24 protein-coding genes are annotated in these 21959 nt (G+C 48.1%); 17 read left to right on the plus strand and 7 right to left on the minus strand.

Annotation, left to right across the window (positions count from 1 at the left end):
* Positions 1 to 541: 541 nt before the first annotated feature.
* On the plus strand, positions 542 to 1132 hold the full coding sequence (locus AC5I6P_RS14305) for a ribbon-helix-helix domain-containing protein (protein WP_495694445.1): 591 nt from the start codon (positions 542 to 544) through the stop codon (positions 1130 to 1132).
* A 437-nt stretch (positions 1133 to 1569) separates the two neighbouring features.
* Here AC5I6P_RS14305 and AC5I6P_RS14310 read toward each other — a convergent pair whose 3' ends face one another.
* The 5 genes from AC5I6P_RS14310 to AC5I6P_RS14330 form a co-directional block, all read right to left on the minus strand.
* Positions 1570 to 2385, minus strand: a complete 816-nt coding sequence (locus tag AC5I6P_RS14310; RefSeq protein ID WP_495694446.1) for a VapC50 family PIN domain-containing toxin — start codon at positions 2383 to 2385, stop codon at positions 1570 to 1572.
* A 32-nt stretch (positions 2386 to 2417) separates the two neighbouring features.
* Entirely contained in the window at positions 2418 to 2861 is a 444-nt protein-coding gene (locus tag AC5I6P_RS14315) for a helix-turn-helix domain-containing protein (RefSeq protein WP_495694447.1), read from the minus strand.
* Between the two features lie 529 nt (positions 2862 to 3390).
* A complete protein-coding gene (locus AC5I6P_RS14320) occupies positions 3391 to 6594 on the minus strand; it encodes a plasmid replication protein, CyRepA1 family (protein ID WP_495694448.1) in 3204 nt (1067 codons plus the stop codon).
* Positions 6595 to 7131: 537 nt separating this feature from the next.
* On the minus strand, positions 7132 to 7458 hold the full coding sequence (locus AC5I6P_RS14325) for a hypothetical protein (protein WP_495694449.1): 327 nt from the start codon (positions 7456 to 7458) through the stop codon (positions 7132 to 7134).
* A gap of 8 nt (positions 7459 to 7466) precedes the next feature.
* Positions 7467 to 7640 carry a ribbon-helix-helix domain-containing protein gene (locus AC5I6P_RS14330; protein ID WP_495694450.1) on the minus strand — a complete coding sequence of 58 codons (174 nt, stop codon included), beginning with the start codon at positions 7638 to 7640 and terminating at the stop codon, positions 7467 to 7469.
* A gap of 202 nt (positions 7641 to 7842) precedes the next feature.
* Between AC5I6P_RS14330 and AC5I6P_RS14335 the strand changes: the two genes are divergently transcribed.
* The 11 genes from AC5I6P_RS14335 to AC5I6P_RS14385 all read left to right on the plus strand — a co-directional run bounded on the left by AC5I6P_RS14335 (position 7843) and on the right by AC5I6P_RS14385 (position 14937).
* Entirely contained in the window at positions 7843 to 8886 is a 1044-nt protein-coding gene (locus AC5I6P_RS14335; RefSeq protein WP_495694451.1) for a ParM/StbA family protein, read from the plus strand.
* Positions 8887 to 8888: 2 nt separating this feature from the next.
* Positions 8889 to 9125 carry a hypothetical protein gene (locus tag AC5I6P_RS14340; protein WP_495694452.1) on the plus strand — a complete coding sequence of 79 codons (237 nt, stop codon included), beginning with the start codon at positions 8889 to 8891 and terminating at the stop codon, positions 9123 to 9125.
* A gap of 69 nt (positions 9126 to 9194) precedes the next feature.
* Positions 9195 to 9365 carry a hypothetical protein gene (locus tag AC5I6P_RS14345; RefSeq protein ID WP_495694453.1) on the plus strand — a complete coding sequence of 57 codons (171 nt, stop codon included), beginning with the start codon at positions 9195 to 9197 and terminating at the stop codon, positions 9363 to 9365.
* 89 nt (positions 9366 to 9454) lie between these two features.
* A complete protein-coding gene (locus AC5I6P_RS14350; RefSeq protein WP_495694454.1) occupies positions 9455 to 9799 on the plus strand; it encodes a hypothetical protein in 345 nt (114 codons plus the stop codon).
* Complete coding sequence (locus AC5I6P_RS14355; protein WP_495694455.1) at positions 9796 to 9942, plus strand: hypothetical protein; 147 nt, start codon at positions 9796 to 9798, stop codon at positions 9940 to 9942. The genes AC5I6P_RS14350 and AC5I6P_RS14355 overlap by 4 nt, the downstream gene beginning before the upstream one ends.
* On the plus strand, positions 9939 to 10355 hold the full coding sequence (locus AC5I6P_RS14360) for a hypothetical protein (protein WP_495694456.1): 417 nt from the start codon (positions 9939 to 9941) through the stop codon (positions 10353 to 10355). The genes AC5I6P_RS14355 and AC5I6P_RS14360 overlap by 4 nt, the downstream gene beginning before the upstream one ends.
* The gene (locus AC5I6P_RS14365; RefSeq protein ID WP_495694457.1) at positions 10352 to 11110 is read left to right on the plus strand and encodes a hypothetical protein; all 759 of its coding nucleotides are present in this window, start codon (positions 10352 to 10354) and stop codon (positions 11108 to 11110) included. The genes AC5I6P_RS14360 and AC5I6P_RS14365 overlap by 4 nt, the downstream gene beginning before the upstream one ends.
* A 67-nt stretch (positions 11111 to 11177) precedes the next feature.
* Positions 11178 to 12941: an ATP-binding protein gene (locus AC5I6P_RS14370; RefSeq protein WP_495694458.1), complete on the plus strand. Its 1764-nt coding sequence runs from the start codon at positions 11178 to 11180 to the stop codon at positions 12939 to 12941.
* A gap of 297 nt (positions 12942 to 13238) precedes the next feature.
* Complete coding sequence (locus AC5I6P_RS14375) at positions 13239 to 13424, plus strand: hypothetical protein (RefSeq protein ID WP_495694459.1); 186 nt, start codon at positions 13239 to 13241, stop codon at positions 13422 to 13424.
* Between the two features lie 448 nt (positions 13425 to 13872).
* Complete coding sequence (locus tag AC5I6P_RS14380) at positions 13873 to 14457, plus strand: RNA polymerase sigma factor (protein WP_495694460.1); 585 nt, start codon at positions 13873 to 13875, stop codon at positions 14455 to 14457.
* A gap of 126 nt (positions 14458 to 14583) precedes the next feature.
* On the plus strand, positions 14584 to 14937 hold the full coding sequence (locus tag AC5I6P_RS14385; protein WP_495694461.1) for a hypothetical protein: 354 nt from the start codon (positions 14584 to 14586) through the stop codon (positions 14935 to 14937).
* Between the two features lie 170 nt (positions 14938 to 15107).
* Here the strand turns inward: AC5I6P_RS14385 and AC5I6P_RS14390 are convergent, their stop codons facing one another.
* Positions 15108 to 15248 carry a hypothetical protein gene (locus tag AC5I6P_RS14390; RefSeq protein WP_495694462.1) on the minus strand — a complete coding sequence of 47 codons (141 nt, stop codon included), beginning with the start codon at positions 15246 to 15248 and terminating at the stop codon, positions 15108 to 15110.
* Positions 15249 to 15333: 85 nt separating this feature from the next.
* Here AC5I6P_RS14390 and AC5I6P_RS14395 point away from each other — a divergent pair, with 85 nt between their 5' ends.
* Entirely contained in the window at positions 15334 to 15591 is a 258-nt protein-coding gene (locus tag AC5I6P_RS14395) for a hypothetical protein (RefSeq protein WP_495694463.1), read from the plus strand.
* Between the two features lie 402 nt (positions 15592 to 15993).
* Here AC5I6P_RS14395 and AC5I6P_RS14400 read toward each other — a convergent pair whose 3' ends face one another.
* Complete coding sequence (locus AC5I6P_RS14400; RefSeq protein WP_495694464.1) at positions 15994 to 16251, minus strand: hypothetical protein; 258 nt, start codon at positions 16249 to 16251, stop codon at positions 15994 to 15996.
* Positions 16252 to 16922: 671 nt separating this feature from the next.
* On the opposite strand from AC5I6P_RS14400, the gene AC5I6P_RS14405 reads away from it, so the two are divergent.
* The 4 genes from AC5I6P_RS14405 (at position 16923) to AC5I6P_RS14420 (ending at position 21856) form a co-directional block, all read left to right on the plus strand.
* The gene (locus AC5I6P_RS14405; protein WP_495694465.1) at positions 16923 to 20282 is read left to right on the plus strand and encodes an Eco57I restriction-modification methylase domain-containing protein; all 3360 of its coding nucleotides are present in this window, start codon (positions 16923 to 16925) and stop codon (positions 20280 to 20282) included.
* A gap of 700 nt (positions 20283 to 20982) precedes the next feature.
* Positions 20983 to 21354 carry a GIY-YIG nuclease family protein gene (locus AC5I6P_RS14410; RefSeq protein ID WP_495694466.1) on the plus strand — a complete coding sequence of 124 codons (372 nt, stop codon included), beginning with the start codon at positions 20983 to 20985 and terminating at the stop codon, positions 21352 to 21354.
* The gene (locus tag AC5I6P_RS14415; protein ID WP_495694467.1) at positions 21351 to 21584 is read left to right on the plus strand and encodes a hypothetical protein; all 234 of its coding nucleotides are present in this window, start codon (positions 21351 to 21353) and stop codon (positions 21582 to 21584) included. The genes AC5I6P_RS14410 and AC5I6P_RS14415 overlap by 4 nt, the downstream gene beginning before the upstream one ends.
* On the plus strand, positions 21581 to 21856 hold the full coding sequence (locus AC5I6P_RS14420) for a hypothetical protein (RefSeq protein WP_495694468.1): 276 nt from the start codon (positions 21581 to 21583) through the stop codon (positions 21854 to 21856). The genes AC5I6P_RS14415 and AC5I6P_RS14420 overlap by 4 nt, the downstream gene beginning before the upstream one ends.
* Positions 21857 to 21959 lie beyond the last annotated feature (103 nt).

The raw sequence follows: 21959 nt of genomic DNA on the forward strand, positions 1-21959 counted from the left end.
CGCCGCTGCTGTCGCTGCTACGCCAGCAGCGGCTGTGCGAGCGGTTGTGCAATCTTTGAAAGCACTCACTGTTTCAGTGTAAGACTGCTTGGCTAAGTCATACTCTTTTTGGAGCCTAGTTTCTGTTGCTCTAGCATCCACGCATTTTGTCGATTCTGAATCTGTCATTTCTAAATCTTTTCTGAGGTGCGGAAGGGACAAACATCTTACTTTTCGCACAACGATATCAAAACATTTGATATTCCAAAGAAATTTTTTGGGTTTAAAAATTTCTACAACTAATTGAAATTTATATAGCCAGCAGTGAATGAACGTCTCCGCCGCAAGCGGACGGAGTATCACTTCGCTCCACTCGCACGCTTCGCAGCTCGATTCCGCTCAATAGCACCGTTGACGCTGTATTGGACGGGCGCAGCAGAGCTGCGGGGAATCAACCCTTAGAGATTACGGCGTCGAGGCTTCTAAGTCCTCTGTCAACTGAAGGACTGAAGAGCGCGATCGTGCGACACTGTTTAACATCGTTTAACACATGTTCAACATCATGGCTTCCCCGATCGTTGGCATCAGAATTCCGACCGACCTACTAAAGCAAATCGACGATCGCGCCACAGAAGGAAGGACCAGGACGGACATCATCATCGAATTGCTCCGCCTGGGGCTGGCGCAACCGGAGCCGGAACCAGAGCACGATCGTTTGACAGTGTTAGACGAGCGTTTAACAGTATTGGAGGGCGTTGTTAGACAAGCGTTAGACAGTCGTTTAACAGAAGGTGAGGCAAGTGTTAAACGACTGTCTAACGATCGTAGAACAGAACGTAAAACAAATGTTAAACAGGCGTTAGACAGCCATTCAACGGAAGGCGAGGCAGTACGATCCATTGTCGAACAGCGTCAATCGACGACTGGGAAAGTTGCACTAAAGGATTATGGGGTTCTGCCTCCCAATGCGGCCGAGGGGTTGAGCCAGACCGCCCTGTGCGATTTCTATGGGCTGAGCTGGCGCAATCTGAAGCGGAATGCAGCCGCTGCTGGCTTCGATTCTTTGGAGGCTTATTTGGAGCAGATGACCGGAATTACTTGGACGCAAGAGAAAAAATCAGGGACGGCAAAGCTCTATTTTCCAAAAGATTGAGGCGGAACCAGGTAAACGATTTCTGACCACGAGAACACAAAACGGTGATCGAGTGCGCCGTGAGCTTTCCAGGGTGTTGTTTTAGCCTGAGCTGACTTTTCCTCAGCTTTGAGGGAAATTAGACAGGGAGAGAGATCGCGGCGGTTTGCACAATTTGCACAGCCAACAATAGGGCGAGATCGCGGCAATTTGTGGAGTTTGTAGAGGCACCGATAGAGGACGCGATCAAGCGAGTTTGCGCAGTTTGCGCAGGATGCAACGCGCGGAATTTCATCACCGATGGATGAAAAAGAAGCAGGGATAGAGGTTGAGGTGTTTTGTGGAGATTGTAGAGCCAGCGATCGCGCAGTACTTAGGCTTTGGGTCCGACAGTGCATTACAACATCAATAACTGGAAATTAGTCCATAACTGAGACGATTGAGTTGTTGCAGTTTTTCTAAGACTTAAGTGCTTCTTTTGCTGGCGCGTTTTCTATCTCTTTGGCAGCCTTTATGAACATTTCGACATCTTTAGTCAGAATATTTCCTGACATTTGTTCACTGCTAGCTCGAATTACTTCTCGATATGTTTCTTTTTCAGTAACCGTAAGAGTGCCGTTCCCATCACAAATCTGGTAGTACTGTCCCGTATAGCAGAGGTCATTGGTCCCAGCCATTATTTGCCGATATTTTCGTGCTACGGATGTAACGACTTCGCCATATCGATACATCATAATCCGCGCGACAAATTTAGGACGTTCTTCTTCAAAACGTTTTAGAAGATCTAGAGCGGTCATTGGGGGTTTTTTGTATGGCACGACTAACTCTTCAATGCAGCTGTAAAGAATTTCATCTCCATGCAAATCGCATAAGTTGTTCAGAAAATCATCAGGGTGTTGAACCTCTATGTTCCAAGGCACTAAAGATGTTGCTGGAAAATGCTTTAAATTCGACGTAACAATCAAATCAACCTTTGCAACTACAGCAGCAGCAAGGACGTGACGATCCCCTTCATGGTTAGTCATCACGTCCGCTAAGCCCGGTGGAACGTCCACCAAAGCGTCTGGAAAATATTCAATTATTCGCTGTTGAAATACTTTTGCTTGCTTTTCTGTCATCTTCCCGCGTTTCACGCGGTTACGAGTGGCCTCATCCAGAATTTGTTGAGAGAAATGGACTCTATACAATTCCTTCTCTGCTAAAAGTAGCAAGGCATCACATAGACGAAAGGGAAATAGGACACATGCATCTAGAAGAACAGATAAAGAGGTCACAGCTAAGCTTGAGAAGCAACAATTCCCCCATCTTAGTCATATAGACCTTCTTCCTCCATAAATTCTATTAGTACTTTGCGCGCTTGACGACGTTGAGCATCTCGTGACTCTTTATACATCATTAAATCTTGTGATTTAACGCGACGGTGTTTACCAACCGTTGTGAAGGGAATCACGCCTTGCTCCAGAATCTTCACAAGATAAGGACGAGAAACATTCAGTAAATCAGCAGCTTCCTGAGTGCTCAACTCCCTTTCAGTCGGAACTAAGGAAATTGCTTGCCCTGCAGCCAAAGCTTTAACAACCTGATGCAAAGCTTGGTAAATAGAGTCGGTCAAGGGAATTTCTTTCCCATCAGAACCCACTAGCTTAGGATAGGAACTCCCATCCGTAACAAGACGCTCAAGATGTTGAAGCGCATCCATTTCACCTGCTTGAGGATTAATAGTAATCGGAGCATTATGAATCTTGGACATAGCCTTGCACCTTTAAGTAACTGCTTTCACAGTGTTTTACTACTGAAGCAGTGGAATTTATGTTTTCAAGGAAATTAAAACGGAGATTTAGCTCTACTAGGCTTCGTGCCAGGGCTGACCTAACAGAAGACATCTAAAATTGGCTGATTCTCAATTACAAAAGCAAGCATATTTTGCAATTTTGTTTTCCCTCGTCTTCTACTATACACACACAATCATTTAATCGCAATATTCGAAACAAAAGAAATTATCAAAACAATTCTACTGTTTCTTTATGGGTAGAAGCACAAATTACCCAAAGCCCCCGGAGTAGCCTAAAAGCTTAGCGGTTTCACTAACCGTCAAGCGCTTTCGCGGCGTATCCTCACTCTGGTATTTCACAGTCGCTTGACTTAAGCAGGGACTTTACACCTAGAGAGCTTGACACCTGCTGTACAATCACGTGTGTAAAGCCCATGTATGCATAAAGCACACGTGATTCAAAGGCTTCCTACATCCCTCATAATTCAAGTTTTGCAAAGTGCCATTTTCATAGACTAATAGGCGAGAGATCGCAGCCCTCATAACCAATCCCTGTCATTTTGTCGGGTCCAATATTGCAACTACGAACGAGATCCAAGTAACCAGGTAATTGAGCCAAGTGGCGATCGCTGATCACTGCCTGCCAAGAATTGATGAGAGACTGTTGAATCTCAACATCCCCAATCGCTAAGCTCCACATCTCGATCAAGTCTGCCAACTGCTCCTCAGATGAGGCTAGATCGTCCTCTGCCTCGTTCTGCTGATTCTCCGGTACGTTTTGACGTGATGCCGTTTCATCGGTGCTAGAGAATGCTTTCTCGGTTTCGTCTGCCATCCAGCGGGCAAAGACTTCGGCGCGGCCATCATCGATCGCCCATGCCGTGTACTGATTAACCTTTTTCGTTCCTTTGGCGTCTTTCTGTTTCTGGGATAAAAGCTGATCTAGTTTGGGGAGCTTCCAAGCTTTGACCTTTTGGGAATCTGTACCCGGAATTTTGCGAGAAGTAGAACTATTTATCCCGATTTCCGGGTACGGGAGTTTAACCGAAGTTTCCCATTTTGTTAGTCCTACAAGGTCTAAAAGCTTGCCTAGCATAGTGTGTGGCGCATTTGACGGCTTCAAATCGACCCCTAGCACTTTTTTGATCTCCTTCGAGTAGAGATCGCAAGTTTCCTTGAGTTTTACGAGTGCAGGATCATTGTCGGGGATTGCTTCCCCCCCCTCCATTCTGGAAAGGATGCCAGCGAAACCGATCCTCTCCAGAGCCACGATCTTGTCCGCGATCGTGCATCGGTTGAGGTCAGGCGCAAAGATTTGACCGTCCTTAAGTTCTGCTCGAACTTTTCTAGCATCTCTAGCCGTCAGATGCTCTCGCCCCACAGTCAAGAAAAAATGCAATCTAAGCGGCTTGTACCATCCGTAGCCGTCTCTACCTGCGAGAAGCTTTGTCACGTCTTGAGTCGCGTATTTGGCAGAGATCTCGTAACGCATAGCCTCAAACCTTTGAGCGTCGTCTCGCTTAACTTTCCCTTTGATCTTCTCGTACTCTTCTGGCGTTAACTGACGGGCGTTTTCGGCTGCTATTAGTTCCGCTTCTGAAAGAGCTTCTTTGTTTTGTTCTAGCTCTAGTTTGATAGATGAACGATCGCAGTCGCCATCAGCCTGAATGATGTTGCATCCTTCAGACTTCAATCCTTCAATCAAGGATTCGTGGTGCTTGTAGTTGCCTGCGTTCTGTCTCGCCGCCATTCTCGCGTAAGTGTCGAGACATCCTTCAAAAAGATCGGGTGAAAGCTTTCCCTCTTCAAGCTCGCTCATGTGAAGCAGGTTTAGCTTCGCGTCCCGCATTTGATCGATCGACTCGCGAATCTGCTTAGGACTGCACAAGTTCCCTGTACCCGGAACCCATGCACAGCCATTTTCAACCGCGAACAAGTGGCGCTCGATCGGCTCACGAGGTCGATTCATTGTTTGCCGAGTGTTAGCTACGGGCGTGTTTCCCCCTGCATAACTAAACACATAATTGAAGTGTCCTCTGATGTCGATCGAGATCCCTGTCTCAAGGGAGGGCGAAACAATCACAACGTCGTAATTAATCAGCACTTTATCTAAATCGCTCATGCAACCGTATGCGGGATGATCAGCCAGTTCTAACGTCACGCTGTCGATCCTTAAAATTCTGAGCTTGGGGAACTTCCCTTTAAGGAGGCTCTCTAAAGCCATCGTCCCGCACTCACACTCCTTTGCCTGTCCCGAAGACGTGATAAAGAGCTTCTTGCCCTCGCCAGCCTTCGAGATTAGGGACTTGATCCAAACCTCTTTGTTTGGGTAGTCGATAACGTTAAAAGACTCGTTCTTGTAGGTGCTGGAAACTGTAAACGTTGGGACTTCACCAATGGCATCACTAATGAAGCTTGTCGCTAGGCTTAAATCTGCGTCTGCTGCAATCAGTACCGTGTGGCTCTCAGGACTCGCCCAATGCTGCAGAAGTTTGAAGAACTCTCTCGCTACTTTCACCCGCTTGCCTTCGTTTAGCGTTCCGCTTTCCAGCAAGTGCCAAATCACTTGCTCAACCTCGTCAAGGACGATGAAATCAACATCTTTCCATTCGTCGGCACTAAAGCTCGCCTCAGTATCTTCGTGGAAGCTGTTCACGCAAAGGGCGAGGGATTCAAGCTTGGCGATCGTGTCTCTGAAACTTTCCCCGCCCTTGTACGCCTTTCTCTTCAGTGATTGAAGATCCGGGACTCCTAGGACTCTCCCTAATTCCGCCATTAGCTGAAGCCGATGCCCTAGAACGAGTTTCGTTTTCCCTTGCGTCAATAGGCTCATGGCGCGAGTCTTCCCTGCTCCTTTGTGCGCTCGCAAGTAGATCAGCTTAGTGTTACTTGGCATCTTCCTACGAATAGCCGCGATGTCTGCGTCTGTAATCCGCTTCCCTGTTATCTCGTAATCGACGGGGATAGTTAGCTCTGTAAGGTAAGAGGTTTTCCAGGTTCGGAATGGGACAGCATCAGCGATCGCTCGACGTGCTTCTTCATGCCCTTTGTTGAACCTCAGATCGTCAATGCCCTTACCGCTCTCAGGATTCCAAGACGCAATTTTGACCGAGCCTTCAGCCTTCAGAATTCGCACTGCTAGGGCGCAAATTCCAGCGTTAACTTTGAGTCGCGTTTTGAGGTCTGAGTCTTGGTCAAAGGCGATTATGAACTTGCGACCTTTTTTGAGAAACGGCTCTAGGTCTGGTGAGTTGCCGCTGTTGCATCCGTAGAGAGCGATCGTAATCGTTCCGTCGCATAGGACGCTTCCAGACTTTCCCCCTCCCTCTGTAAGGACTATCTCTAACTCTGTCTGCTCAGCGACCCAAGGCCAGAAAAGCCCGTCCATCGGAACATCTACGCCATAGCGCTTTGCGACCTTTTCCCGAATCGAGGGGGGGACGGGCGGCAACCAAGCGCGATCGTTGCTTCCTTTTGGGCTGCCTGGCTCACCCTTCGGTGCTGTGTACTTCTGAATCCTGCCGTCTGAGTCCTTGAATGGGTGCGATAGTTTGGACTGCCAAGTTCCCCCTGTTTCCTGTTTGAGTAGTACCGCAAACTGATTTTCTCTATGTCTGCGACCAAATCGAGTGACATTCCAATTCAGAGCTTCAGCGATCGGGTAGGTGACATCGCCAGCATTATCGATCGCGGTGTCCCTTACAAACTGCATCGCAGCATTGAAGAACTCAGGATCGAAACAACTCGTTCTAACAAACTTGTCTTCTATCTGTGCCGCGAAATCTTCCAGCGTTAAAGGTTTACCCTTCTCTGTTTCGGTCTTTGAGGATAGTGGAAAGTCGTTTTGAGAATGATTATCAACCTCAATGTCGGCTATAATAGTAGTACAGGCCGCACAGTTGCACTTGCCTGTTAGATGACCTACCCTAGTAGTACAAGGGTAAGAATCAAAATTATTCATTTTTGAAATCTGCCTGAAGTTTTTTTTTCGACCGAGGTTCCCTTGCCGGGGAGCCTTATTTTTTTGCGGATTTTTAATTAACCCACAAACAGCGAAAACGATCCGGTCGCGAAGATCCCAGATCGAGCGTTTGCTGTTTAGAACTGTTTGAGTCTCTAATTGATACAGGAAACGCTAGATGTTCCGCTAAAGGTTTAGCAGAGCCACACTTATAGTGTTTACGCAGTCTCGTCAGTCTCATGTACTTAGATTAGCACAGCCGATATAAAGCGATCGTTTGAACTACCGTTAAGCTGTCCGCTGATCAATTAGTCGGGTTGCGAGTCGGGTCAATTCTGCAATATTTGCCGCTTGAGCTTCGGACAACCTTAGATGCCCGTCGATCGCTGCGTTTTGACGTTCAACCGAAGCCTCTAGTCGCGTAACCCCTTCAATCAGGCGGTCTATGCTCGCCGTGGTGTATCTCTGCTGCGACGCCATTTGACCCACATTCAACGTGAGAGCCTCGATCGCCGCTGTCATTCGGTCAAACCCTGCTGCGGTCGATTTGCGGCTCATCTCAGACAAATCCACCAATGTTTCGAGCGATCGTTCTAAATGTGATTTTTTGGGCATTCCGCCTCCTACTTGGCACTACTTTTGTCCGCAGGAATTCTCCCCTGCTCATCCAATTCGTCCAGCGCTTTCTGAATAAGGTACGCCGCCAGATTTGCTACAGCTCTAGCCTCTGATTCGGCTAGACGCTCAAGCTTTCCGTAAGCCCCGTCGGGCAAGGTTACATGCAGTCGTTTGCTCACGGCTTCGCTGTGTGTGTTGTCACATTCATGATACATAATGTGGCTTAAAATCCTTTATTTGTAGCTGTTTAAGGTCTAGGTGATCCAATTTTGACACAAATAGCTACAAGCAGCTACAAATTGTGCTATAACTTACCTAAGAACGCCAGCAACCGCTTCGACATGACAATCGCTGGCAGCGCAAAAGGAGAAATATTCAAAAATGACATACGCGATCGACCTTGAAAGACAGCCTCTAGCAAGCTCTGGCGGCGACTGCCTAACGCTGGTTTGTGGGTTGGACATTGGCAACGGTGGCGTCAAAATCGCTTCAAACGGGCATGAAATCTACATTCCTAGCTACGTTTTTGACCTTCAAAAGTCGCCTGCCGACATTCCATCTCGTGGCTTTGTTCGGTACATAAGCGGCGATCGCTACGCTCTAACAGGTAACGAATGGCTCGGAGGCTTGAGCGCTGTTGAACACTCTCCACTAGGTGCAAAACGTGTTACTGATTCGGCAGACGGGAAAACTCAGTTTGCCTTGCCTCTTCTCCTGGCAGCGTTAACCGGGTTAACCGAGTACAAAGAAATCAACCTCTCTTTGGTCTGCAGCATCCACGATGCAGAAACTCTCGGAGACGACTTAAAAAAATCATTGCAAGGAACACACATCGCTCAACTAGGACTGAATGCAAGTTCTACGATCGTTCGCGTTCAAGTGCTCAAAGTGCTTCCAGAAGGCAGCGCGGCTCTGGTCGCAAATCGCTCAAATATTGTGATCGACGGGACAACAATTGTTCTTGATGTTGGCAACGGGACGACGATCGGCAGTGTCTACGGCGCTGGCGGTAAGCGCATCGACAGTAAGACTCTCCCGATGGGTGTTGAGAACTTAATCGATAGGATTTGCCGCAACACTGAAATGAGGCGATTCCTGACTGGTAGAGAAGGCGATCGCCATTTAGTTAGACGTGGCATTGAGAACCGATCGTTCAACTACGGCACAACCGCATTTAATTTTGAGGGCATCTACCGAACCGAGATTAGAGCCTGGATTGGCGAAGCACTCGCGCCTGTGACAAGTTTCCTCGGTCAGTGGACTGCTGGCGCTGATTCCCGACTAGCGATCGGGGGAGGATGCAAACTTCCAATGCTCGATCAGGCATTGACGCAGAAAGGCTACAGTATCGCTCTTGATCCGGTTTGGAGTAATGCTCGTGGGCTTCAGAAGATCGCTCAGAAGTTAAGTTCGGAGGCTGCTTAGAAATGTTTCAAACGAATCGGGTGAGCATCAAAAACGACCTAATGAAATACGTTGAAGCGGTCGCCACAGACTTGGAGTTGACCGAGTTGACTGACGTTATTGCAGTCATTCTTCTGGACCACAAAAGAGGTTTTTGCCAGCCCATTTGCAAGGCTGAAGCCCTTTCTAAGTCAGCACCAGGACAAAGCACAACAAGCGCCTTGAATGACCCCACAGAAGGTTTAGGCGACTTGTTCTGACCATCAGAAAAAAGGCTAAATGGCACTTCTGCCTAAATCAAAATTGTCACCACAGTGGAGAAAAGAACGATGATTTCAGACGAAATTTCCAACGCCAGCGCCCGTATCTTTCAGCTTCTCTGCGATCGTCCTGAAGCTTACAAACCATTTGAGAGAGACATCGATCGATTGCTCCAACACATGGCGCAGGTTCAAGAAAAACTTGATTCAGATTCACCAGGACAAGCAGAGCAACGCTAATCCATCTAAAAGGGTGCTCAATCCTGGCAGACCACAGCACCCTTCACCTCTTAACGACCGAAACACAATCATTTTGAGGATTTCTAATTATGTCGCAGCTTGACACAAGCCTTAGCTATCACTTCACGCGAGGAACTCCGATCGCCCTTGCTGACCAGTTTGGAGACGGTTTGGAGCATCTATCGGCATCCGACAAGACTCATATCCTCTTGCTGTTTGCCAACTGGCAGCACTTAGACACCATCGATCGCGAGTCAGGCGGAGAGGGTTGGACGTTGGAACAGGCGCTAAATCGGCATTACAGCGAACCTAAAAGCCCGAACGTCATTACTTTTCTAGACCACTTTGCCGACGAAGATCCTGACGAAGGAACGTCGATGAGGCTGATCCAACTTCTAGCACTTCAACTTGAGCGAGGAATTTACGCGCGATGAGCAACTACCACAAAGATGACGACTCATCGATCGGTGGAGTAATGGCAACAATTCTCGTGGTGATTGCTTTCACTGCTGGTTACTGGATTCGCGATCGCGGCATCATTTTTCAGATTCAGGTTCCAACCGAGGTGAGGCGATGAATCCTAAGCTTCGACCATACATGGGACTGGTTGCCGCAACTCTGTCTTTCGTTCCGATCGTGACCTCTCTCTACCAAGGCGGTGAAACGATGCAGGCTCAAAAAGCAGTGATTCAGAACATTGAAGATGCCAGCACAAAGGACATTGAAATCTCAATGCGACGCGCCAAAACCTGCATTGTTCTGAGCCTTAAAACCCCAATGGTGGACGGAGCACCCGTCTATTACGACGAAGAAAACATGAGGGAGAAAGGGCGCACGCTTCCCGTTGGGACGGCACTTTGCGATGTGAATGGCTTTACCGCTATCAACTCTGATTCAGGCATTACCGACATTCGCAAAGTGCCTGCTGAACAGCTTCGAGATTACTTATTCAACGTCCGCAAACTACAACTACCAGGTCAAACCAAATGAAACCCAACACTTCCAGATCAACGCCTGCTACTCGTACCGGAAATAAGGAGTTTGACTCTAACCGCCCTCAGTTCAAAGAGTTCGAGAACAAAGAAAAAGCCGTACACGGTTCACCCCTTGCTTACGTCGGGGATTTGGTTGCAGGCATCAAGCGCATGGCGCTCGACAAGAATACCTGGATGTTTCTAGGGTATGCAGGAGCAGGACTGGCTCTAACGGTTTCAGTCGCGGGCTACAGTCGAGTGCTGAATCCGATTTTTGTCCCCCTGCTTGGTGGTATCGGATGGCTGCCCGCGATCGCGTTCTCTGCTCTGATTGCGTCAGCAGTTCAATACCTTCAAATTGCTCCCAGGATGCCGAAATATGCGCCTGATGTGGCTGATGAGCTTTCCTTCAAGTTAGGACTGCAACGGTTCGTAGACCCGAAAGAACACAAAGACCAGCCTTCAATGCTGCAACGGACCAAGCATTGGGCAAGAACGGCGCACGATCGCGGGCACAAACGCTCTGAACTGTTGTCCTACTTGCTCTATGCCGTGGAATTTGTCGGGGCATTCCTGGCATTCCCGATCTTCACAGTGACCGGAACACTCAGCATTGGCGCTTGCATCATGGCCGCAATCGCCGTGTTTGGGTTTGAAGCCTCCCTAGCGTTAGGCAATTGGGCAGAACAGACGCGATTGACCGGACGGGAATCGCAGAAATATCGCCTGCAACGCCGCCGCCTGAGACAAGAGGCTGACAGCGATATGTAGTGAAAGCGAAGCTCCCAAACGGTTACGCGCCTGGGAGCTTCTCAGTAGTTCATTAGTGTTGAACGGCATGAGCAATCTATCAAAATATGGTCGCAGCGCGATTGATAAGACCTTTCCCGACAAAGAAGAAACCGTATTCGGGCACATGGTCTTAGAGCTTGGCATGTCACCTGTAGAAGCATCTCAGGCATTGCGTCCGTGGGTGAAAGACTATTCTCATGCGACTGACAGAGCAAAGACGTGGGGATATGGATTGGGCGTTCTAGGCATCGCGGGTGGGGTTGTGCTGGCGGCAACGGTAGGGATCGGCATCCCTGCAATCGCGCCTCTCGCGGTCGGAATCTACAACGTGGTTTCAGCGCGGGGGAGTGCAGAAGAACACAGCACTCGTGAAGCTGAGTTCCTCATCTTGAAGGAGTGCCCTGAGTTGCTGAAACTGCTTTACGCACTTGGTAAGCGGGGAATGCCCAAAGAGGTAATCGTCGAGTGCTATGACTCGCTTGTATTTAGCTTCATGGGTCAATTCTCGCTGCATTCCCAAAATGGGCAGCTATCCGGTTTCGACGTATCCAAGCAAGATATCGTCCAACTGTTTGAGGAACTGATTCGCGAAAAGATGTCAATGGAAACAGGCGCAAAGGAGATTCTGACTGATTTTGAATCAATGAACTTTGACACGCTCTACCAGTCGGAACCATCGCAAGTGCAAAGGCAGTTACCCGTTGGTGAGAACACCCGATTAAATGCAGTAGAGGTACAGCCTGCACGACCGAGCGCTAGAACTGTTCATAGCGTCCCGCAATCGGAAGTAATAGATATTGCCGAATCCTTAGCGGTCAACCTCCAAAGTACTCTGATCGTTGGTCAACCTGGAAGCGGTAAAGGGGTCACGATCGCAATGGCAACGAGAGCAGTGAAGCGATTACATCCTGACATCGAAATTTGGGCGATTGACCCTAAAGCTGATCCGTCTGAAGCTTGGTACTGGCAAGCGGTCGATCACTACTTGCCAGTAAAAATCGAGCCATTCACGTCTGACGCTTCAATGAAAAAGATTAAAGAAGCGATCGACGAGTTTATCTCTAAGTTTCAATTCTCAAACTCACCAAAGCTCCTGATCTTTGACGAGGCTCTAGCGGTCAAGGAGAAAACCGGATCATGGTTCACGGGGCTAATGTCTGGATTCAATGCGCTTTGCTCAATGGGGCGATCTCGGCGGCAGTACGGGTGGCTAGTAAGTCAGTCTCCGAACACTGGTGACTTTGGAATTTCCGGGGGAGTTAGAAACGTCTATCGTCGCATCCTGTTACTGAGTGCTGACAACTTAGGTCTGTTAGATAACGGCTCAACTTTTTTCAGCGGTAAGCCATCTCCTGAGGTCTTGCAGCTAACTAAGCGAGCATTCTTCGACTCAACCATCAACGGATGGGGCGCGGTTCCTTTCTACTCAGTTCCGACAGCTCTGATCGCTCCTGTACCTCATCCTCAACCGGAGCCGAAGCCGTCAGGTGAATCACGGCGGGAACGGTTAGAGGCGCTGATGAATGAAGATGCAGCATCACCGGTCGAAAAGTTCTACCACTCTGGCGCTGATGATTCGGAACGATCGCTAGGCAGTGAAACTGACAGTGATGAGTTTGCAATCCGCTCGGAAGTTAAACGATTTTTGCTGGCTAATCCTGACGGTTCAAAACCTCGCGACTTGGCGAATAAAGCACGCTCGCCCGTGCGTAAGATGCTCGTCGATGATATTAAGCTAGTTCTCGACTTAATGACGCTTGAAGGCGAAATCTATGAGGTAGATGGAGTCTTCTTTTGTAATAGCAATTAACCCTTGTAGCACTGTAGCACTGTAGCAAAATCGGCTTGTATCAGGGCTGTAGCAACGGTGATACAAATGCTACAGCCATTTGCTACAGTGCTACAGCTAGAATGCTACAGAAAAAATGCTACAGCGCTGCACTCTACGATCGCGCTTTAAAGATATTAGGAGATTCAACCATGAATCACATTGAAATTCCAAACAACTTACTGCTTATTGCTGCCAAAGCAGGGGAAATTCCAACAGGTGTAACGAAAACGTTCTGTCGATCACTAACTGACAACAGACGTAATGGAGATAAGCAGCTTGACCTCAAAAACTCGCATTGAAAAAACTTTTGTTACCGTTGCTGTAACTGTTGGACTTGTCTTAGGTGGGTTAGGATCTTGTGCCATTCTTTCGCACTACGCCGGACGTGTTGATGTGATGTTTGGCGTTGATGGTGGTCGATTAGTTATCGATGGTCGTCCTTCTAGGAATCAACATAATTAGAGATTGTGAGAATGTAGCCTTCCCTCCGCCTGGTGGTATCCACCAGGCTTTTTTATGATTTAGCCCAGCCCATGCCGACTAAAACTATTAGGTGGCAATGAGCAAGAAATAAGCAAGGTTTAAAGATTCCCTAAAAAAACTTTGGATTAGGTGTCACATTCCCGATCGCTCTTGCACTATTAGGTGGAAGCAGGTTGGAAGCGAAAAGCTCAAGATAACAACGCCGTTATCTTCCAACCTACTTTCCAAGCAGTTCAAACTACATACAAGAGGACATTCCCTATGGCAATAGAACCGACTAATTTTTACTACTGGGCGCCGTTTTACTTGGCCTAGTTACTATTTCTCACAGTTTTTTGAAATGACGGAAGCATCTGGGTAACTAAATGACAGGCAATCGCTATTGGTAAAGGAGGTTTGGTAAATGTCTGAGTAAGGAGTCTCTCTAATGCAGGATAGTTTTACTGTTAGTGCTATCGATATCGATGATGCCAAGCATCGATTTGATCAATTCTATACCGATGGACTTTCGACTGAAGGGTCTCAAGGCTATCGCAACCTCTTAGGCTTTGTTAAATCAAAGCTAAAGCAGTTCAATCTAGACTATGATCCAACCGCTATTTTAAGTGAAGCTTATGAACGTGGATGGAGGCTGTTCAACTCAGGAGAATCTGTAGAAAAGCCCATTGCTTGGCTACGGGCAACGAGCTTCAACATCATTCGGGAAAAAAGTCGCAAGCATCAGAGAGAGCAGCCATGTGAGTTCGAGTTTATCGAGCGCCATTTGGGTGACAGCTATGACGATTTTGCGTTAAAGGAGAATACGGATGAGAAATATGCACGTATAGCAATCGCTTTTCGTCAATTAGACTCAAGTGATCAAAAAATTCTAACGCTACGAATTCTCCAAGATTTAACTTGGAAAGAAGTAGTACAAGATTTTGAGGCTGAGGGAGAAAATCTTTCTGAAACCACAGCGCGACAACGTGGCAAGCGGGCTTTGAATCGGTTAAAGAGGCTTTACGAGCAATGACAATGACGCATAAGGAGCCTTTTCTTAACCTTGATTAGGCTCTTTATGGAAAGGCCGCTTCAAAGCTGCCATCCCTAGCTTCCGTTCGTTAGAGGAGGCGTAAAACATTGTTTGGGAGGCGGAGTAATGATTGATTTCTTAACTACTGGGGGTCTATTAGCACTACGGCAAAAGACAGCGAAGCTAACAATTAAGCAGCGAGATCTTCTGGCAAAAGAGTATTTCAGGATAGCAACTCTTCCTTCTTTAACAGAAGTAGATGCAGCACTCTTAGCAAAAATTCTTGATTTTGCTCTAATCGACGATGACCTGGATGAAATCATCCAGAAATGCGATGAATTTTATAATCAGAGCAATCTTCAGGAGCGCGAAGGGTGTAGTGATACTAATACGAACCTAAGAGAGGAATCTGAAAGTCTGATGAAGGCTGATCTTCAAAAGCTAGTAGCAGCCATTTCAACAGAAGAATACGAAATCTAATTCGTTTTTCACTATCTGTGTGGTTGCCACTCTAATCCTAAGTGCTTAATTTTAATATTCGAGCTGAATCGTTGCTGTTGCTTTCGTAATAGCAAAAGACCTATCAAATGACGAAGCACCTCAATCACATGGTTGAGGTGCTTTTTAGTAGACGCAATCAACTTTAGGGTTTAGAGCGAACCGCGATCGCTAAGTTCTTCTTGAGCGGCTGCAACAATCACCTTTCTGAGCCAGGAAGATGGGGTTGGCTGCGATCGCGCCGACGACAAAAGAACCGGAGACGATCGCGGCAGAGGAATCGGACAGTCCATCACTTCTTGAAGATGACTTCTTTTAAGGCTGATCAGTTCAAGGCTTCCCTCGTGGTAGCAAAGCGCTAGAGCAAGGATAAAAAGTATGCTGGTTAACAAGCATAAAGCAGCGGAAGCGATCGGGATGTCTGCCTACACATTGGGCGAGTACCGCAGAGATGGGCTGCTAACTGAGGGAATTCACTATCATTGCTGGAGTTCCCGAACGATTCGCTACAACTTGGATTTTGTTATCCATTGGGCTTTGCATCGAAACGACCCTGCCACTCATCAGAAATGGATTGAGCAGCAGTTGCAGGCTCAGAATAAGGGAATCTTTAAATCTCGTTTTCCCTCTGCATAGTGTTTGCAGCAACCCCACCAAACGGGAAACGAAGCGCTAGAGCAAGGCGCGATCGGGTTCTACTTGTATAGAACCCATTTGAGATCTTTTCCCGTGATACTTGGCTTTGAAGGAAGCTGTTACTCTGCGATCAAGGGTAGCGCCTTCCTAGCAAAACCGTTTTCTGCCAGAAAATGGAGAAAACCAGCTAGCTGCAAGGCTTGTAGTTTCAGGATTAGATCTCAAATGGGTTCTATAAGTGTGGGTGGAAGGACTCAATAAGATCTATTAGCTTCAGTGCGAATTGGTCGTCGGGCTGCTTGTCGGGGACAATTTCCCTAAGGCTTGGGTGCTTTTTTGCTTTGACATGACAGAAGGACAAGAGATCGCATACGTCCGCAAACTGCTCAAATAGGCACAACTTCAAATCTGGGTTAGAGAAGCGATCAGTTTGAGATACTGGCTCACAGTTGACCGAGCTAAACCCATCCGTCGTGCAACTTCTGACTGAACACCCCAATTGCTTAGCAATCCTCGGTTTCGCACCAATTCGCAATAAAGCTGGATCGCTTCGCGCTGCCGAATCTGCCGATGAAAACTGCGAACTGCATTGATGTGTTTTCGCCCGCTAGCTCGACGGTGACATTGCTCGTTAGAAACACGATCGCGCCAATTGTTCACGGCTTATAACCATTGAGCTACAAAGAAAATCAGGTTTGACTCGTCTAGACTATCCAGACCCACCTTTTGAAGTGCCTGGAGTATCGAAAGTCCGAATAGAAGTAGAAAGTCACAACTAACCGTGAATGATAGCATTCGAGCCTATTGAAAACCTCTAACTGCTTTGCGATGCAACCCTCACTCTTATGGGCATCCCTACCCATCTTGAAAAGGAGCACGATCGAAATCTCGATTAGTTCCGCATCGGTGCCCTTTAGCTGCAGGGACACCTGTAGGGCTTCAACGAATTAAAGGAGTTGAATTAGCGAAGGAACTTCGTACAGCTCCGACTGGGGTTTCAAAGTTGCGGAAGTCTGAGGAATTGCCTATTAAAGGATCGAAGGTTCGACGAGTTGTTGAGGCGCTGAATACGATCCTCGTTAGTCGAGGGGAAAAAGCAACGATCGAGATCAGAGATTTAGTTGAGATTGTCGAACTCGACCCGTCGCCAGATTTCTTCAGGCCAAAAAGGGGTTTGAGTAGCAACGGAACGGAAAGTACCGTTAAGCTGCTAAATCAGCGTGTACCAGTTGAACCCCCTGGAACTTAAGAGCCTCAAACCCTTAGAGCAGATTGGACACTTGAGCATAATCTGTAGACACTAGTGGATGACCTCTTCATCGCCCCCTCTTATGCCCGTTGCTCAAGTCGTTCACTCCCAGATTCTTTTTCACCAGAAGACGCTGAACCAGGCTCTGCGAAGCTTTACTTTCCCGGCTGATCTCGCCATGCGCCACCAGATTGTAAGCCAGTGGATTGCGTCGCTGAACACAGGCACGCTCGACGCGATGAAGGAGGTGACGCTGCATGGACAGTGGCTCAACGACATTTTTCAGCAAGTTTTGGGCTACCGCTTTGTGGTGCAGGGTGGTTCCGTCTGGGAGATTTGTGCGGAACAGACCATTGCGGGTGGTGGGTCTGCCGATGCGGCGTTGGGTCTGTTCACTGCTTCTGAGAAGAAAAAAGGTAAACCGCTTCAGCTTCAGGGGCGGATTATTGCACCGATCGAACTCAAAGGGGCAAAGAATGATCTGGATCGTCCGGCACCGGGACGGAAAGAGTCAGCCGTCGAACAGGGGTGGCGCTATGCGAACTACACGCCCAATTGTAAGTGGGTCATTGTCTCGAACTACCGCGAATTGCGGCTGTACCAGACCAGTAAAACGCCTGCTTACTACGAGCAATTCTTATTGACCGACCTGGCAGACCTGGAGCAGTTTAAGCGCTTCTACTTCCTTCTGTGCCGTCAGAACTTTCTGCCAGCCGCAGCAGACTCGCACGCCTTGTCTCGCATCGATCGCCTATTGCAGGAGTCCAACGAAGTCCAGGAAGCGATTACCAAGGAGTTGTACCAGGAGTACAAGCAAGTCCGGCTAGACATTGCCAGTGCCTTCCGCACCAACGCACCCGCAGCCATCGAGAATCGTGAGGCGGTTTTAATTGAGAAGGCGCAAAAGGTACTCGATCGCATTCTCTTTATTGCCTTCTGCGAAGATCGGGGACTGCTGCCAGCGAAGACGATCGCCACTGCCCACGACCACAAAGACCCCTACAACCCGCGTTCCGTTTGGGACAACTATAAAACGGTGTTTCGTTGGGTGGATCAGGGTAATGACAACCCGCCCATTGCTGGCTACAACGGTGGACTGTTCAAGCTCGATCCCTTGCTGGATGAGCAACTTCAGCTTGCCGATCTGCTGTGTACTCGCTTGAACAAGCTCACTCGCTTCGACTTTGATACCGAAGTGTCGGTCGATATTTTGGGGCACATTTTTGAACAGTCCGTCAGCGACCTAGAGGAGTTGCGGGCGCTGGCAGCCGGACAGCTCTACGACCCGAAGAAGGGTAAGCGCAAAACGCAGGGGGTCTTCTATACCCCAGCCTTTATTACGCAGTACATTGTGGAAGTGGCGCTGGGCAGTTACTTGCGCCGACGTGAAGAAGAGCTGCTCTATGATTGCGGCTTGGAGTACATACCGTTGCGGGCAACCCGTGAACTGAGAGAGGGCGAGATCAAGTTCTGGCAAGCGTATCGGGACGACGTTTTACTCAAAATGCGCGTGATTGACCCGGCCTGTGGTTCGGGCGCGTTTCTCGTGGCAGCGTTTGACTATTTGTTGCGGCAGTATGAGCGCGTTAACCAGGCATTGGCAGGCTTAAAAGACGGTCAGCGCAGCCTGTTCGATCTGAGCAAGACGATTCTCAACAATAATTTGTATGGCGTTGATCTGTCGCCAGAGTCGGTCGAAATTACCAAGCTCTCACTCTGGCTGAAAACGGCAGAGCGGGGCAAGGCACTAACTTACCTGGATGACAATATTAAGGTGGGCAACTCGATTGTGACTGACCCACAGGTGGCAGAGCGGGCGTTCGATTGGCACACTGGCTTTCCGCAGGTGTTTGACGATGGTGGGTTTGATGTGGCAATCGGCAACCCGCCCTACGTGCGTCAGGAACTGCTGTCACCGATCAAGCCTTACCTCCAGCAGCATTACGAAGCCTATGATGGTATGGCTGATCTCTACACCTACTTCTATGAGAAAGGTTTGAAGATTCTCAAGCGCGGTGGGGTGATGTCCTACATTGTCACGAATAAGTGGTTGCGATCGGGCTATGGCGAACCCTTGCGCCGCTTCTTTGCCTACAACGGCGTGCTGGAGCAAATTATTGATTTCGGTCATGCCCCCATTTTTGAGGATGCCGATACGTTCCCCTGCATTGTGGTGGCCCGGAAGCCGCAAGTGCAGCCTGTGGCCCAAGTGAAGCCAATGGCTTCGGCTTCGGTGGTGGTTTGCCCTGTGCCCCGTGAGAAGTTGGTAGACATCAACCTGTTGCAATATGTGGGACAGGAAGGGTACAAGATCCCCTGGTCGCGGTTTACAGAAAACGCCTGGAGTTTGGAGCCTCCAGCCGTTGATGAGTTGATGGCAAAAATGAGGCAAGTAGGAACAAAACTCAAAGACTTTGCTGGGGTTGAACCATACCGAGGTGTAACAACTGGCTTAAATGAAGCATTCTTGATTGATGATGAGACAAAAACGCGGCTTGTTGTAGCAGATCCTAAATCTTTGGATCTCATCAAACCATGTCTACGGGGTCAAAACATCAAACGCTGGAAAGCAGACTGGCAGAACTTATGGATCATTTTCACCCGTAGAGGAACTGATATCGATGCTTACCCTGCTATAAAAGACTTTCTCACCCAATACCGTGAAAGGTTAGAACCTTGCCCTAAAAATTGGGATACCAATGAGAACGGTCAATGGAATGGACGAAAATCAGGCAAGTATAAGTGGTATGAAATTCAAGACAGCACCGAGTATTGGAGAATTTTTGAACAACCTAAATTGATTCATACAGACATTGCTTGGTATCCGCAATTTGCTCTCGAGACGGAACCAATGTATCTCCTGAATACTGCATATGTCTGGTCAATAACAGACTTATACCTTCTAGCAGTTCTCAACTCACCTTTAATGTGGGCATACATATGGCGAAACGCAGCACATGGAAAAGATGAGGCTTTGAGGTTGATTGATTCATTTATTGCAACTCTACCGATCGCCCCTCCCACCGATGCGATTCGTGCTGAAGTGGAACCGCTGGTCAGCCGCCTGATTGAACTCACCCAAACCACTCAGGAAGCCTATAGCGAAGTCTTAAACTGGTTGGCGACCTTACACAGCATCGACAAACCGGGGCAAAAGCTAGAAAACTTCGCCAGCTTGGATGCAACAGCCTTTGTGCAGGAAGTCCAGAAGCGCCGACCCAAAACGGCGATCGGACTCAGACCCTCTGACCTCAAAGCCATGCAATCAATCTACAACGACTACGCTCCTGGCATTCAGAGCCGCAAAGCCGAAGCACTCAGGCTAGAGCATCGCCTCTCTGACCTGGTCAATCAGGCATATGGACTCACACCAGCGGAGATCGACTTAATGTGGAAAACAGCCCCACCCCGAATGCCGTTTACACCTGAGAGCAGCAATTAACTGTAGATCGACTACATAATGGGGTTTGAGGAGCAACGGAACAGAAAGTACCGTTAAGGCTGAAACGCTTTAATAGTAAGCATTCCGGAAAGCACTTTTCAGTCTCAATGAGACGTACCAATTAGTCTCTAGGTTCTTTGACACAGCTATTAGGAACGGCATAGCAGGGGTTTGAGGCTCTTAAGTTCCAGAGGGTTCAACTGGTACACGCTGATTTAGTAACTTAACGGTACTTTCTGTTCCGTTGCTCCTCAAACCCCAAAAAGAAATTCTTCAGGGATTTCTTTTTGGGGAATTTTTATCGATTGATAAGTTTTGCCTTCTCCCCTTTGGAAGACACCCTCGCAAGAATTAAAAAAGCTTTTAGTCCAGGCTCAAAATTCCTGAAAACGCTTGGTGTATAAGGTTTTCAGGAATTTTGAGCCTGGACTATTTTTTTGGACTTCTGCAACATGCGCAGTTAACCAAGATTTTGAGACCTACACAGGAAAGGCATTTCGGGAATTGTGTAAAACTATCTGGCCTAAAGTTGGACGTTTTGGACTAACAACTATAAAAAATTGCTTGGAGAATTAAGGCGTTTTACTGAGGTAGCCAATTAAGCCGGACTTATGAATCGTTAACGCTGCAAGCACTGTTAGCGTTGATTACTTGCTCGATCCTAAACCAAGCTTGAAACATTGTTTTAAGTTCTTTGTGAATGAGCGCACCTTCTGGTTACTTCGCTACGTTTGACCGAAAAGCCCTCGACTTAATCCAGGAATGGCATTTCACTCGACAGGAGACGAATCCCTCTGACTGGAAGGAGGCTCAAACGCTTGTAGATATTCCCATGTGTTGTTCAGGTGTTTATGCCGTAGTTGCCCAAAACGAACTTCTGTATGTCGGGCAAGCTCAGAATATTAGGGTTCGACTGAAAACCCACGGTAGGCGAGCTGCTTTCGCAGCGCATAAAGCCATTTATCGATACATAGAGAGCGATCGCAGGCGCATGTTAGAGCAACTGGTGATCTTGAAACACTCGCCCAAACTGAACAGAACACCCTTGAAAACATTAAGTGAGAGCGTATGACGATCGACGAGCACGAAACCTCAATTACCTACGACTATTCGATTAATCAGGTTCGGATCTATACGACCAAGCAGGGCGTTGCAAGCCAAATCAAAAAGAGATCGGGCAGTCAGGCGACCATCACCGAAGGTAAGCAAGGCGATCGCGTTGTCAGCTGGCAAATCACATTGCCGATGTCAGTTTGCCGGGGTGCTTATGCAATCACGAAAGTCTTAGGGGATGAGGCATGAGCGATCCTAAGCCCACGATCGCGGCTAGAGTCTCGCTCGAAGTCAAACAGCAGATTGCTCGACTGGCAGAAAGCACCCACAGCACTGCATCAAAGATTGTCGAGACCGCGATCGAGAACTATTTAGGGTTGGGTTCCGACGATGCCCCGCTTTCTCGGTTGGACGCGATCGAACATCAGCAGTTTAACCAGGCTGAAAAGCTGGCAGAACTGAGGGGGACGATCGCAGAACTGCAGCAATGGCGCGAGAAACTTCGACGCCGAGGATTTTGAATTTAGCAAAACGGGTTCGGGCGTTAATTCCCTTTCCACCTCCGAACTTAACTCTGCATGATTGTCATGCAGAAGCATCGCAGGCAACCAGCCTTTGAGTAGA

This window comes from Myxacorys sp., from assembly GCF_059501405.1.

Excerpts from the sequence above, each read along its gene's own strand:
- AC5I6P_RS14420 (WP_495694468.1), top strand. The coding sequence starts at position 21,581 with ATGAGCGATCCTAAGCCCACGATCGCGGCTAGAGTCTCGCTCGAAGTC.
- AC5I6P_RS14320 (WP_495694448.1), bottom strand. The coding sequence starts at position 6,594 with ATGCAGTTTGTAAGGGACACCGCGATCGATAATGCTGGCGATGTCACC.
- AC5I6P_RS14405 (WP_495694465.1), top strand. The coding sequence starts at position 16,923 with ATGCCCGTTGCTCAAGTCGTTCACTCCCAGATTCTTTTTCACCAGAAG.
- AC5I6P_RS14380 (WP_495694460.1), top strand. The coding sequence starts at position 13,873 with ATGCAGGATAGTTTTACTGTTAGTGCTATCGATATCGATGATGCCAAG.
- AC5I6P_RS14410 (WP_495694466.1), top strand. The coding sequence starts at position 20,983 with ATGAGCGCACCTTCTGGTTACTTCGCTACGTTTGACCGAAAAGCCCTC.
- AC5I6P_RS14315 (WP_495694447.1), bottom strand. The coding sequence starts at position 2,861 with ATGTCCAAGATTCATAATGCTCCGATTACTATTAATCCTCAAGCAGGT.
- AC5I6P_RS14340 (WP_495694452.1), top strand. The coding sequence starts at position 8,889 with ATGTTTCAAACGAATCGGGTGAGCATCAAAAACGACCTAATGAAATAC.
- AC5I6P_RS14335 (WP_495694451.1), top strand. The coding sequence starts at position 7,843 with ATGACATACGCGATCGACCTTGAAAGACAGCCTCTAGCAAGCTCTGGC.
- AC5I6P_RS14395 (WP_495694463.1), top strand. The coding sequence starts at position 15,334 with ATGCTGGTTAACAAGCATAAAGCAGCGGAAGCGATCGGGATGTCTGCC.
- AC5I6P_RS14325 (WP_495694449.1), bottom strand. The coding sequence starts at position 7,458 with ATGCCCAAAAAATCACATTTAGAACGATCGCTCGAAACATTGGTGGAT.
- AC5I6P_RS14390 (WP_495694462.1), bottom strand. The coding sequence starts at position 15,248 with ATGGACTGTCCGATTCCTCTGCCGCGATCGTCTCCGGTTCTTTTGTCG.
- AC5I6P_RS14385 (WP_495694461.1), top strand. The coding sequence starts at position 14,584 with ATGATTGATTTCTTAACTACTGGGGGTCTATTAGCACTACGGCAAAAG.
- AC5I6P_RS14365 (WP_495694457.1), top strand. The coding sequence starts at position 10,352 with ATGAAACCCAACACTTCCAGATCAACGCCTGCTACTCGTACCGGAAAT.
- AC5I6P_RS14345 (WP_495694453.1), top strand. The coding sequence starts at position 9,195 with ATGATTTCAGACGAAATTTCCAACGCCAGCGCCCGTATCTTTCAGCTT.
- AC5I6P_RS14355 (WP_495694455.1), top strand. The coding sequence starts at position 9,796 with ATGAGCAACTACCACAAAGATGACGACTCATCGATCGGTGGAGTAATG.
- AC5I6P_RS14350 (WP_495694454.1), top strand. The coding sequence starts at position 9,455 with ATGTCGCAGCTTGACACAAGCCTTAGCTATCACTTCACGCGAGGAACT.
- AC5I6P_RS14415 (WP_495694467.1), top strand. The coding sequence starts at position 21,351 with ATGACGATCGACGAGCACGAAACCTCAATTACCTACGACTATTCGATT.
- AC5I6P_RS14370 (WP_495694458.1), top strand. The coding sequence starts at position 11,178 with ATGAGCAATCTATCAAAATATGGTCGCAGCGCGATTGATAAGACCTTT.
- AC5I6P_RS14305 (WP_495694445.1), top strand. The coding sequence starts at position 542 with ATGGCTTCCCCGATCGTTGGCATCAGAATTCCGACCGACCTACTAAAG.
- AC5I6P_RS14360 (WP_495694456.1), top strand. The coding sequence starts at position 9,939 with ATGAATCCTAAGCTTCGACCATACATGGGACTGGTTGCCGCAACTCTG.